Here is an 11,743-nt window from a genome sequence, read left to right on the forward strand (position 1 = left end):
CCGGCACCCGCGCGGCGAGCGGCGGCGGCGACACCCGGCGTCCGCGTCTGCACGGTCCGCCGAAAGCCGAACCGGCCACGCATCCGAACGCCGGAAGGGCCGCGCTCCCGGACGGTCGGCGCCTCGACGTCGAGGGTCGGTCAGCCGGGGCCGGGGGAGTCGCCCGAGCTGACGTCGGTGCACGTCCGCGGCGCCGGGTCGATGGCCGGTCTTTCGCGGAGGATCCGCCAGCACAGGTAAATGCAAGCGCCCGCCGCGGGCGCGCCACCCAGCAGCGTGGCCGCGATGCCGAGTGCCGTGGTCTGCCCGGCCAGGTACAGGGGCAGCTGCACCGCCGTGGCGATGGTGCACTTCACCACGAACACCGCCGTGCACCACTGGTAGCGCCGCCGCTGGGCCGGATCGTGCCGCCAGGACCGGTCGCGACGCACCGCCGCCACGGCCACCCCGACCATCGGCCACCGCACCACCATGGACAGCAGGAACACCGCCCCCTGCACCGCCTGGACGAGCACGGCCGGCAGGTAGAAGTTGATCGCCTGCCCGGTGCTCCCGGCCAGCAGGGCGGACCCGCCGACGATGGCCAGCCCGATCGCCGCCGGCCAGTAGCGCCGGTCGGTCCACGCCCGGGCGGCCGCGAGCACCGCCACCCCGCCGACCGCGATCAGCGCGGAGGTCCACACCCGGCCGGTCAGCAGGTAGGCGAGCAGGAACACCACCCGGGACGCGACACCTTCGGCGACCGTGCGCCAGCCGCCCACCGCGTCGAACAGCGAGAGGGACTTCCGGGTCAGCACGTCAAGGCTCATGCGCTCGCCTTCGCCGCGACGGACGTGAAGCTGGTGCGGCGCATCGTGTCCTCGTAGGCGCCGATCGCGTCGAGCAGGCCGAGCCGGCCGCCGCACGCCTCGGCCAGTGCGTCGCGGAGGCGGTGCGCGTCCCGCATCGCCAGGTTGGCACCGAACCCCGGGGCCAGGTGGATGGCGTCGCCGATGACCGTCACCGCGGTGGCGGGCCAGGCGGGCACCGGCGGGATCGTCCCGATCCGCAGGGCGGCCGTGACGTCCGGCCACGCCTGCGCGACGACCGACCGCAGGGCCGGGTGCAGGTCCGCGGCCAGCTCCCCGGCCTGCTGCCACACCGCGGCCGGTGAGCGTGCCGCGCCGAGCCGTTCCCGGGTGACGGGCACGGCCCACATCACGTAGTCCTCGGCCTCGGCGACCACGCGGGAATCCAGTGCGGGCAGCCATTCCTCCCGCGCGAGCGCCGGTCGCCGGGCGAACCGCAGCACGCCCAGCACCATCGTCGTGCCGCGCACCTGCGCGGCGGCCGGACTGTCGCCGATCAGCTCCGGCAACCCGGTACCGGCCACCGCTCGCAGCGGAGTCGCGCCCATGATCATGCGCCGTCCCGTGTCGAGCACCCGCGCGTCCGGCAGGTACCGGCGGCGTACGGCCGAACCGATGCCGTCCGCGCCGACGAGCACGTCCGCGGTGTCCGTGCGGCCGTCGGCGAAGAACGCGTGGACCGTGCCGTCGGCGCGCTGCTCGAACCGCGTGAACTCCGCCCCGAACCGGACCACGTCGTCCAGCCCCGTCAGCAGCACCGCCCGGAGCAGCGGCCGGTGGACCTGCCGGCCGGGGCGTGCCCGGCCCGCGAGCCCGTCGGACGGCCGGGTGCCCTCGACGGCGAGTTCCCCGCCCGCTTCGGACAGGGTCAGGGGCCGCTCACGCGGTCCTCCCGCGGTGGCCTCCACCATGGCCACGTGCGCCGGGGGCAGGCACGCCCGCAGCGCCGCCGCGCCCCGGTCGTCGAGGTGCAGGCTCACGCCCTGCGGACGTCCCCGCGCGCTGTCCCGTTCGTAGACCGCGACGTCGATCCCTCTCCGGCGGAGCCCGTGGGCCAGGGTCAGCCCACCCGGACCGGCGCCGATCACGATCACCTTCATCCTCGTCACCCTTTCTTCACCGCCTGGTGAAGAACACGCTACGGCGAGTCCGGGCAAAACTCCACCGACTGATGAAGAAAGAGTGTTAAGCTCCGGTGGTCATGGCAGAACACGACACCCCCGGCCGCCCCGGACGCTGGCGGTCCGGCGCGGAGAGCAAGCAGCGGATCCTCGATACCGCGCGCGAACTGTTCGGCGAGCACGGCTACGGCGCCACGACCGTGCGCGCGATCGCCAAGGCGGCGGGGGTCGACCCGGCGATGGTGTTCTACTTCTTCGGCACCAAACAGGACCTGTTCGGCGCCGCCGTGGACATGTCCGGCGCCGTCCCGCCCGCCATCGCGTCGATCTTCACCGGCGGTCTCGACACGATCGGCGAGCGCATCGTCCGGACCCTGGTGGAGAACCTCGACAAGTCCGGCCGCACCCCGTTGGTGATGCTGACCCGGTCGGCGCCGACCGACGCCCGGTCCGAGACGCTGCTGCGCGAGTTCATCGACCGGGAGATCACCGACCGCCTCGCGGCCCTGCTCGGCACCCCGGACGCCACGGTGCGGGCCGCCATGGTCAACGTCCAGATCCTCGGTCTCACGGTCGCGCGCTACATCATGCGGATCGAGCCGATCGCGTCCGCCTCCGTCGACGAACTGGTCGAGCGGTTCGGCCCGCTCGTGCAGTACTGCCTGACCGGACCACCGGCGGCGTGATCCGCGGGGTGGGCCGGCTGCCGGTGCAGCCGGCCCCTCCGAGCCCGGCGACGAAACTCAGGCGGTGGCCGGCACCGGCTCGACCTGCAGGACGACGGCCGTCCACGTCATGCCGACCCCGATCCCCAGCAGCAGCACGTGCTCGCCCGGGCCCGCTTCGCCGGTGCGGAGCAGGTGGTCGAGCGCCACGATCTGGTCGCTGGCGCCGAGGTGGCCCACGCGCAGTCCCAGCCCGGTCATCGTGCGGGACTCGGAAATGCCGAGCGGGCGCAGGATCTGCGTCTCCACCAGCCGGCGGCCGTAGTGCGGGGCGCAGATCTTCGCGATGTCGGGAAGGTCGAGGCCGACGTCGGACAGCGCTGTCTTGACGACCGCGGTCACGCCGTCGGCGTTGCGGCTGTCGACGTGCGCCGGACCGCCGTGACGGCCGAGCCACTGCCGCTTGCGGCGGCGGATGTCCAGGGACCGGTGGGCGGTCACGCTGGCCGTGCGGAACGGTTCGTCGCCCCGCTGCAGGCCTTCCAGTGACGGGTCCGTGTAGGACGCGATCGCGCGGACGCGCGCCAGGCCCGGCCGGCGGGACAACACGACCGCGCTGCCCGCGTCGCCGTAGACGATGCCGGTGTCGGTGTTCCAGTGCGGGAACCCCGGCGCGCCGAACCGGTCGCCGGCGGTGATGAGCGCGGCGTCGTGGTCCGGGCGGCCGCGCAGGACGCTCGCCGCGACGTCCAGGCTCGCCACCACGCTGTTGCTCATCGCGCCGAGCTCGAGCGTGAGCCCGGGACCGGCGCCGACACCGAGCCGGTCGCGCACGAAGGACGCCGCGTGCCAGAAGTCGATGCCGGCGTGGTAGATCCCGGCGTGCAGGCACAGCATCGGCCAGACCGGCTCGCCGGTCACGGTTTCGGCCTGGCGCAAGGCTTCCCGGCCGGCCCGCACCGCGAGCTCGGGGCCGGGCAGCGCGGCGACGGCGGTGGAGAGCTGACCGGTCCGGTCGGCCTCGGCGGTGGTGAACTCCCCGGCCGCGAGCGGGACGGCGACCGGCGTCAGCGCGCCGACCTCGCTGCCGATCCCGGTGAGGTACAGGTCATCGACGCGCATCCGGGGTCACCTCCGGGAGCACGGCTTCGATCTCGGAAAGCATGTCGTCGAGGTGCAGCGGGGGAGCGGACACGCACCCCGCGGCGGCGAGCTCGGCAGCGACGGCTTCGGCGCTCCCACCGGCGAACCGGTGAAAACCCGCGAAGCAGGCGAGGCCACTGCCCGGAACGGCGATGGCCAGGTGCGCCCAGCCGGTTTCGCGGTCCCAGCGCACGATCAGCCGGGCGATCCCGGTGACGGTGTGGGTTTCGCGCAGCACCCGTGTCAACGTCGTGGCGGTCAAGCAACTTCCTTTCGGCACGGCGAACAGCACGCACCACCGGGCGCGCGCTGCTGGAAAGGGGGTGGGAACCGCGTCGTCGGGGCCCCGGGAACGCCGACAAACCTACCGCGTTGATCATGCGCGCCGAGTCACCCCCTGATACGCAGAGTGATCGCGGCTGCTGGTACGGGGAGCGGATTGCCGAAAACAGTGGGGTTTTCGGCCAAGTCGATCATGAGGTTCCTTCGGGTTAGTCTCACGCTCCGTAGTTGTGGGTCTGGGTGCCTCGGGGTTGCGGCGCGCTTCCTGACCGTCGGCCAGCTATCGGTCTTCCCAGGTCGTGACGTGCAGGATGACCGCGTTGTCGGCGTCGCGGCGAAGAATGGATACGTACCCGGTGTGCTGTTTCGATGAGCGGAAACAGAAGGATCCGCCGACGCCCAGGGAGGGAAAAGGTGGCCAGGCGAACGTGTCCTGGCAGCTGAAGTAGAGTTTGGCCGGCGCGGTGACGGCCGGATAATAGTAGACGTTGGGCGCGTTTACGGCTTGTACGGAATCGTATTGGTTTCCTCCTCCTTCGTGGTACAGGTCGTAGTCGCCTGTGGCGCCGTTTTCGTTGTCCGGCTTCACGACGGGCGGCGACCGGTCCACGTCCACGGCGGCGTGGCGCGGCAGCGTGATGGTCTGGTCGACGAGTTTCCGCGGCTGGTCAGTGTCCGGTGCCCCGGTGGCGCCGCCGGGATCCGTCGTCTGCGTCTGTGGTGGAGCCGAACTGGTTGAAGGTCGAGTGGTGGGTGGGGTCGGTGCCGGCAATACGGCAGGCGTGCTGCCCGAGTTGATCAGGTCTCTGATCTTCATCGTGCCGCCCGCTCCCAATATCAGGCAGCCGACGACCAGCAAGGCCACGGCCGGACCGGTTCGGCGGCGCCAGAACCAGGAACTGGCGACGAACAGGAATGCGACGATCGTGAGCACCGTCAGCAAGATGTCGGAGTTCAGGAAGCTGTACAGCCCCGCTGCCGCGGCAATTGTATCGGCAACGACCCCGACTCGCCATAGCCGGTTTCGGTGCGTTGCTCCGGAATCGGACGGTGGTGATTCCGGTGGGGCGTGCTGTTCGTTCATGGACCTGTTCCGGTGGGTCGCGTTTTTGAGAGGTGGCCTGGAAGGGTGCAGTGAGGAAATCTGCGTTGTCGAACCCAGGTTGGCGGCCATAAAAGTTACTGTTCAAGCGCTTGGCGTGTGCGTTCGAGAATTTTCGTGATCAATTTTCCGCAAATTGGGAAATGGTGGTCGTTGATGTTCGGAAAGCGGCACCGTCTGGCAATCCCTCGGCTTTGCCGGATCCGGTTCCGCTCAGGCGGCCGCGCAGGTTGCCGGCAACGGGTCCCGCGGCACCCTCTCCGTCTGCCGTGCGACGATCTGGGGGATGCCGGATCGGATGAAGGAGCCACAGACCTTGCCCCTGGTGCATGCTCTGTGGTCGCCGGGCCGGGGGCTGGTGCTCTGGGCGGAGCACGACCGGCGCCCGGCCGGCACGGCGAGTCGCTCGGCGCAGATCGCGCTTCCGCATCCGTTCGCCGTCTCCAGCGCGAACCTGACCGCCCTGCACCCCGGCAAGCCCACCTCGGCGACCTTGCTGCTGCCGTCGCGGGCGAATCGGCCGCTCGCTTCCTCCGAGGCGGCGGCGACGTCCGGCAAAAGGCGTGGCCCGACACTGCGGCCCTGGTCGGTGCCAGCCTTGATCGTGGACGCGTCCGAGCTGGACGACCTCGACGACGCCGCCTCGTACGGCGCTTCGGTCACCTACCTGCGGGCGGTGGCCCGCCTGGCCGCGGATCTGGTGCGACGCGGGCGGGTGCTGCCGACGCTGGTCCGCCAGGGCGACGCGGCGGAGGCCCGGTGGCGGCCCGTGCTCCAGGGCGTCGACTTCGTCGCGTTCGACGCGCTGGTCGCGGCCATGCCGCCGGTCGGGCGGGCCGAGCAGATCGCGCCGCTCACCGGGGCCTCGCCGCGCGCGCTCGTCACCGATGCCCTGCACACCCTGGTCGACGCGGCGGTCCGGGACCGGCTGGCGCGGGCGGATCCGCCCGTCGACCTGCGCGGCGACCGGGGCGCGGCCGGCGTGTGGCTGTCCGCTCTGCAGGGCGGCGATCCCCGGGTCGAGCTGCCGCTCGACGAGCTCGGGGTCGTGGCCGGCGCCGTCGCGAAGTGGGATGAGGTCGCCGACACCGACGTCGTCGACGGCCGGGCGTGCTTCCGGCTGGCCGAGGTCGCCACCCTGCGTCAGCCGGCCGACGACGAGGACGATCCCGACGACCAGACCGGCGACGGCACCAAGTGGCAGCTGCGGTTCCTCCTGCGCGCGACGGCCGATCCGAGCCTGCTGCTCTCAGCCGGGCAGATCTGGTCGGGCGAGGCGAACGGGCTGGTCAGGGACCCGAGAGGGTTGTTCGCCGCCGAGCTGGGCCGGGCCGCGCTGGTGGAACCGATGCTGGCGCCGGCGCTGCGCAGGACGCAGCCGTCCGAGTACGACCTGACCGTCGAGGAAGCCGAGCGGTTCCTCACCTCGGGCGCGAACCGGCTGGTCGAGGCCGGGTTCGAAGTGCAGCTCCCGGCCACCTGGGACGGCAGGCGCCGGCTCGGGCTGCGGCTCTCCGTCCGCGGCACGCCGTCGGAGCAGGTCGTCGCCCGCAGCCGGGTGGGCCGCGACGAGCTGGGCGGGTTCCGCTGGTCGATCGCGGTGGGCGACGACGAAATCGGCGAGGAAACCCTGGCGAAGCTCGTCGCGGCGAAGACACCGTTGGTGCGGCTGCGGGGCCGGTGGATCAGCGTCGACGCCGACCGGCTCCGCGCCGGTCTCGAATTCCTGCGCCGCGACCCCCATCGGCGCGGTCAACGCCCCACCGCGGCCGAGCTGCTGGCGCTCGTCCACCTCACGCGGGAGGCGCCGCTCCCGGTCACCGACGTCAGCGCCGACGGCTGGGTCGGGGACATCCTGGCCGAGCGGGTCCACCGGACGCTACGGCCGGTCGAGCTGCCGCCGTCGTTCCGCGCCACCCTGCGCCCCTACCAGCAGCGGGGGGTCGCCTGGCTGGCGTTCATGTCGGCACTCGGGCTCGGTGCGTGCCTGGCCGACGACATGGGCCTCGGCAAGACCGTCCAGACGCTCGCGCTCGAGGCCGTCGAGCGAGCGGCCGGTGATCGCCGTCCGACGCTGGTGCTGTGCCCGATGTCGCTGGTCGGCATGTGGCAGCGGGAGGCGGCGAAGTTCGCCCCGGGCCTGCGCGTCCACGCCCACCACGGCAGCGCCCGCGCGCACGGCGACACGCTCGCCGAGCAGGTTGCCGCGGCCGACCTCGTCGTCACGACCTACGCCACCGCCGCCCGTGACGCCGACGAACTCGCGAAGGTCGCCTGGCGACGCCTGGTGCTCGACGAAGCGCACGCCATCAAGAACGCCGACACCGCGACGGCCAAGGCCGTGCGGCGGTTCCCGGCCGGGCACCGGCTCGCGCTGACGGGCACCCCGGTGGAGAACCGGCTGGCGGACCTGTGGTCGGTGCTGGACCTGCTCAACCCCGGGCTGCTCGGCAGCAGGTTCGAGTTCCGGCAGCGGTTCGCGGCCCCGATCGAGCGCGGCGGCGACACCGCTACGGCCGCAGCGCTGCGCCGCCTCACGCAGCCGTACCTGCTGCGCCGGGTGAAGACGGACCCCGCGATCGTTCCCGAGCTTCCCGAAAAGCTCGAAATCACGCAGGAGTACCGGCTCACCCGCGAACAGGGGACGCTGTACGCCGCGATCGTCGACGAGATGATGAAGAAGATCGAGAACAGCCAGGGCATCAAGCGCCGGGGCAACATCCTCGCCGCGATCACGAAGCTCAAGCAGGTCTGCAACCACCCCGCGCACCTGCTGCACGACGGTTCCCCGATCGGGCGGCGCTCCGGCAAGGTCGTCCGCCTCGAAGAGATCCTGACGGAAATCCTGGCGTCGGGCGATCGGGTGCTGTGCTTCACGCAGTACACCGAATTCGGCCACCTGCTCGTGCCCCACCTGGCGGACCGGCTCGGCGTCGAGGTCGCGTTTTTGCACGGTGGCCTGGCCAAGGGAGCGCGAGACGCGATCGTGGAACGCTTCCAAGCCGGCGACGGGCCGCGGATCCTCTTGCTCTCGCTCAAAGCCGGCGGCTCCGGGCTCACGCTGACCGCCGCCAGCCAGGTCCTGCACCTGGACCGCTGGTGGAACCCGGCGGTGGAGAACCAGGCCACCGACCGGGCGTTCCGGATCGGGCAGGGACGGAACGTCCAGGTCCGGAAGTTCGTCTGTCCCGGCACCATCGAGGAACGCATCGACACCCTGATCGCCCGGAAGCGCGCGCTCGCGGGCCTGGTCGTCGGCGAGGGCGAAAGCTGGCTCACCGAGCTGTCCACGGACGCGCTGCGCGGCGTGCTCACCCTGGGGGAGGAGGCGATCGATGACTGATCCGCTCCCTTGGTGGCCGACCCGGTTCATCCGTGCGCTGACGGCGATCGGCGTCCTCCTGCCCGCGCCGGGCCAAGGTCGCGTCGTGTCCATGGAAGTCGGCGCCGGGCGCGTCGACGCCGAGGTGCACGACGGCCGCCCTCGCCAGGTGCGCATCGGGCTGACGGCGTTCGGGAAAGCGGACTGGGCGGCGATCACCCACGCCCTCGCCGCGAAAGCGTCGCTCACGGTTCTGCTGCTCCGCGGTGAGCTGCCCCGCGACGTCGAACAGATCTTCAAGGCGGTCCGGCTGCCGCTGTTCCCGTCGTCGGCGCGGGAGGTGTCCCTGGACTGCACCTGCCCGGCCGTCGAGGTGCCGTGCGGCCACCTGAACGCCGTGTTCACCGCGCTCGTGGCGCGGGTCGACGACGATCCGTTCACCGTGCTCGCCCTGCGCGGCCGGACCCGCGAAGCGCTGCTGGAGGAGCTGAAGAACCGGCTCATCTCCGCCGAGCCGCTCGACCCCGACGACCGGTCTCCGGCCTTGACCGAGGTCATGGACACCTTCTTCGAGTGCGGCCCGGCCCCGGGCCTGGGCGGCGCGGCGCCGTTGCACGGGCCGCGGACGTCGTTCGACGCGCTGCTGGACCAGGCCCCGCCGTTCGCGATCACGGTGGGCGGCGAAAACGTCGCCGACCTGCTCCGGCCGGTGTACCGGGCACTCGCGGACGGCAGTTAGCGGTCCTGGTCGGCGCCGCGCCACCAGGCCGCGGTGGTGGCGACGCCGGTCGCCCCGACGAGGAGCACCAGGAGGTATCCGACGACGCCGGGCGGGTCGTGGCCGGGACCGGCCAGCCCGGTGAACAGCGCGGGGACGGACCAGGGGAAGTAGCGGCCGTAGCCGACGAGCGCGACGACCTGGGCCAGGAAGACGGCGGTGATCAGGGCCGCGACCCCGGCGAGGTAGCCCCGGCCGAGGCTGGCGGCGAACGCGAACGGCGTCACCAGCAGGATGGTCATGACCGCGGTCGCGAGGACCTCGCCGAGGCCGCGGGCCGCGACGGCGGCCGACCAGCCGCGCAGTCCGATGGTGGTTCCCAGGAGCAGGCCGAGCAGCAAGAGGTAGCCGGCCAGTGCCAGGCACCACAGCGCCGCGACGGCGAACTTGGCGCCGACGACCGTGGTGCGGGCCGTCGGCAGCGCGAGCAGGTCCTTGATCGTGTGCTGGCTGAACTCCCGGCCGAACAGCCAGATCACGACGAGCCCGAAGACCCCCACGCCGCCGACCGCGACGATCTGGGCCAGCAGGGCGAAGGAGGCCGGCCAGTCGGCGCTGCCGCCGGTGAGCGACGCCTTCGTGCCCAGCAGGCCGAGCGCCCTCGCCCGGGACAGGTCCTGCAGGACGAACATGACCAGCGTGCCGAACACCCCGGCGACGGTGAAGGCCAGCACGGTCACCCACGGCAGCCGGGAGCGGCGCGCCTTCAGGACCTCGGCCCACAGTGCGCCCCTCACGGCGTGCCGACCAGGCGCAGGAAGCAGGTCTCGAGGTCGTCCTGTTCGACGGCGAGCCGGGTCGGTGGGCAGCCCGCTGCGGCCAGGAGCGCGGCGACGTCGTCGGGACGCCGGATCGCGGTGTCCTCGCTCAGGACGAACCCGGGTTCGCCGGTGTCCTCGGCGCGGTAGCCGGCGGCGTGCAGGGCCGCCGCCCCCGCCACCCGGTCCCGGACGGCGACGCGCAGGCGGGGCCGCGCCCGCGCGACCAGGTCGGAGGTGGCGCCTTCCCAGACGAGCCGGCCGCGGTCGAGGACGCCGATGCGGCCGGCCAGCCGGGCGACCTCGGTGAGGATGTGGCTGGACAGCAGGACCGTCACCCCCTCGCGGGCGAGGTCGTGCAGCAGCGCGCGGATCTCGGCGACGCCCGCGGGGTCGAGGCCGTTCGCCGGCTCGTCGAGGACCAGCAGCTCAGGCCGGTGCAGCAGCGCCTTGGCCAGGCCGAGCCGCTGGGCGTTCCCCAGCGACAGCGTGCGGGCCCGCCGGGTGGCGTAGGGCTCGAGCCCGAGCCGCGCGATCACCTCTCCGACCGGAGCGTCGCCGAGCCCGCGCAGGCGGGCGGCGACGGCGAGGTTCTCGGCGACCGTCAGCTCCGGGTACGCGGCGGGGGTCTCGACGAGGTAGCCGACCCGCGACCACACCGCGCGCGCGGCCGGGCGGACCGGGGTGCCCAGCAGGGAGACCGTGCCGCTCGTCGGCCGGACCATGCCGAGCAGCATCCGGATGGTGGTGGTCTTGCCGGCGCCGTTGAGCCCCAGCAGCGCGTAGATCTCCCCGGGCGGAACGCGCAGCGAGAGCCGGTCGACGGCGACGACGTCGCGGTAGCGCTTGGTCAGCTCGGTGGCGGCGATCGTGGTCACGGGAAGCCCTTTCCTCGCACGGCGATCTTCTCGCCGACCAGGCTTCCCGGCACACCGTTCCGTACTGTACGCCTCCCCGGGGCGAGCTACTTCTTGAGCCTGCGGCTGCCGGCGTGCCAGTCTTCGGTCTTGCCCGTCTCCCGCGCCGTGACGCCGAAGGACGGCAGTTGCGGACGCTCGCGCAGGCTCCGCTTGAGCTCGGCGAAGCCGGGGAACCGGGCGAGGCCGACGACGTGGTCCCACAGCTGCCCGGCCTGCTCCTCGTCGGGCAGCCGGCTGATCACCGGCCCGAAGAAGGCGACGCCCGCCGGCGGTTCGAAGTGGACGATCGGCGTGCCGACGTCCTTGCCCGTCAACGACAACGCCTCGTCGGACTCCGCCTGGATCCCGGCGTCACGCGAGGTGTCCTCGAGCGCGTCGACGAGCGAGGCCGGCAGGCCGGCTTCGGCGAGCGCGTCGGCGGCCAGACCGGGAGTGCCCTGCCAGCCGGGAGACCGCCCTTCGACGGGCTCGGCCTCGAAGATGCGCGCGCCGAAGGCGGCGTAGAGCGGGCCGATCGCCTCGCGGCCGTGCTGCTCGCGTGCCGCCGACGCCACCCGCAGCAGCCGCAGGCCCGCGGTGTGCTGCGCGGGGTAGTCCTCGGGGAAGTGGGTGTTGTAGTCGAGGTGCGAGTTGATGAGGCGCAGGGAGATGAACCGCCAGTCGACGGAGTAGTCGCGCTGCGCCTGGACGATCCGGATCCACTTGCTCGTCATCCAGGCGAACGGGCAGATGGGGTCGAAGTAGAAGTCGATGTCGGCGTGGTCCGCTGAACCGGTGCTCATGCCCGCGATCCTAGGTCGCCGG

General features: G+C 72.4%; 11 protein-coding genes. 3 read left to right on the forward strand and 8 right to left on the reverse strand.

The annotated features are described in order from the left end of the window. Nucleotides 1–140: 140 nt before the first annotated feature. Together AA23TX_RS34585 and AA23TX_RS34590 are read right to left on the reverse strand one after the other, a co-directional pair. The gene (locus AA23TX_RS34585) at nt 141–809 is read right to left on the reverse strand and encodes a DUF3159 domain-containing protein (RefSeq protein ID WP_155546899.1); all 669 of its coding nucleotides are present in this window, start codon (nt 807–809) and stop codon (nt 141–143) included. After that, nucleotides 806–1,948, reverse strand: a complete 1,143-nt coding sequence (locus tag AA23TX_RS34590) for an FAD-dependent oxidoreductase (protein ID WP_196425663.1) — start codon at nt 1,946–1,948, stop codon at nt 806–808. Before AA23TX_RS34590 ends, AA23TX_RS34585 begins: the two co-directional genes overlap by 4 nt. 101 nt (nt 1,949–2,049) lie before the next feature. Here AA23TX_RS34590 and AA23TX_RS34595 point away from each other — a divergent pair, with 101 nt between their 5' ends. Next, on the forward strand, nt 2,050–2,655 hold the full coding sequence (locus tag AA23TX_RS34595) for a TetR/AcrR family transcriptional regulator (RefSeq protein ID WP_155546900.1): 606 nt from the start codon (nt 2,050–2,052) through the stop codon (nt 2,653–2,655). Between the two features lie 57 nt (nt 2,656–2,712). On the opposite strand, the gene AA23TX_RS34600 is transcribed toward AA23TX_RS34595, so the two are convergent. From AA23TX_RS34600 to AA23TX_RS34610, 3 genes are all read right to left on the reverse strand, one after another. Next, nucleotides 2,713–3,756, reverse strand: a complete 1,044-nt coding sequence (locus AA23TX_RS34600; RefSeq protein ID WP_155546901.1) for a ketoacyl-ACP synthase III family protein — start codon at nt 3,754–3,756, stop codon at nt 2,713–2,715. Beyond that, nucleotides 3,743–4,039, reverse strand: coding sequence for a hypothetical protein (locus tag AA23TX_RS34605; RefSeq protein WP_155546902.1), 297 nt, complete (start codon nt 4,037–4,039; stop codon nt 3,743–3,745). Before AA23TX_RS34605 ends, AA23TX_RS34600 begins: the two co-directional genes overlap by 14 nt. Nucleotides 4,040–4,339: 300 nt before the next feature. Beyond that, entirely contained in the window at nt 4,340–5,143 is an 804-nt protein-coding gene (locus tag AA23TX_RS34610) for a hypothetical protein (RefSeq protein WP_155546903.1), read from the reverse strand. 334 nt (nt 5,144–5,477) lie between these two features. On the opposite strand from AA23TX_RS34610, the gene AA23TX_RS34615 reads away from it, so the two are divergent. Further along, complete coding sequence (locus tag AA23TX_RS34615) at nt 5,478–8,504, forward strand: DEAD/DEAH box helicase (RefSeq protein ID WP_155546904.1); 3,027 nt, start codon at nt 5,478–5,480, stop codon at nt 8,502–8,504. Beyond that, nucleotides 8,497–9,222 (forward strand): SWIM zinc finger family protein, encoded by a 726-nt coding sequence (locus tag AA23TX_RS34620; RefSeq protein WP_155546905.1) that lies wholly within the window; start codon nt 8,497–8,499, stop codon nt 9,220–9,222. The genes AA23TX_RS34615 and AA23TX_RS34620 overlap by 8 nt, the downstream gene beginning before the upstream one ends. Here the strand turns inward: AA23TX_RS34620 and AA23TX_RS34625 are convergent. The 3 genes from AA23TX_RS34625 to AA23TX_RS34635 form a co-directional block, all read right to left on the reverse strand. Further along, on the reverse strand, nt 9,219–9,998 hold the full coding sequence (locus AA23TX_RS34625) for an ABC transporter permease (RefSeq protein ID WP_155546906.1): 780 nt from the start codon (nt 9,996–9,998) through the stop codon (nt 9,219–9,221). The genes AA23TX_RS34620 and AA23TX_RS34625 overlap by 4 nt on opposite strands. Further along, entirely contained in the window at nt 9,995–10,897 is a 903-nt protein-coding gene (locus tag AA23TX_RS34630; protein WP_155546907.1) for an ABC transporter ATP-binding protein, read from the reverse strand. The genes AA23TX_RS34625 and AA23TX_RS34630 overlap by 4 nt, the downstream gene beginning before the upstream one ends. An 86-nt stretch (nt 10,898–10,983) precedes the next feature. After that, a complete protein-coding gene (locus AA23TX_RS34635; protein WP_155546908.1) occupies nt 10,984–11,721 on the reverse strand; it encodes a mycothiol-dependent nitroreductase Rv2466c family protein in 738 nt (245 codons plus the stop codon). Nucleotides 11,722–11,743 lie beyond the last annotated feature (22 nt).

The sequence above is a fragment of the Amycolatopsis camponoti genome, from assembly GCF_902497555.1.
In the GTDB taxonomy this organism is placed as follows: Bacteria; Actinomycetota; Actinomycetes; order Mycobacteriales; family Pseudonocardiaceae; genus Amycolatopsis; species Amycolatopsis camponoti.

Excerpts from the sequence above, each read along its gene's own strand:
- AA23TX_RS34585 (WP_155546899.1), bottom strand. The coding sequence starts at position 809 with ATGAGCCTTGACGTGCTGACCCGGAAGTCCCTCTCGCTGTTCGACGCG.
- AA23TX_RS34590 (WP_196425663.1), bottom strand. The coding sequence starts at position 1,948 with ATGAAGGTGATCGTGATCGGCGCCGGTCCGGGTGGGCTGACCCTGGCC.
- AA23TX_RS34595 (WP_155546900.1), top strand. The coding sequence starts at position 2,050 with ATGGCAGAACACGACACCCCCGGCCGCCCCGGACGCTGGCGGTCCGGC.
- AA23TX_RS34600 (WP_155546901.1), bottom strand. The coding sequence starts at position 3,756 with ATGCGCGTCGATGACCTGTACCTCACCGGGATCGGCAGCGAGGTCGGC.
- AA23TX_RS34610 (WP_155546903.1), bottom strand. The coding sequence starts at position 5,143 with ATGAACGAACAGCACGCCCCACCGGAATCACCACCGTCCGATTCCGGA.
- AA23TX_RS34620 (WP_155546905.1), top strand. The coding sequence starts at position 8,497 with ATGACTGATCCGCTCCCTTGGTGGCCGACCCGGTTCATCCGTGCGCTG.
- AA23TX_RS34635 (WP_155546908.1), bottom strand. The coding sequence starts at position 11,721 with ATGAGCACCGGTTCAGCGGACCACGCCGACATCGACTTCTACTTCGAC.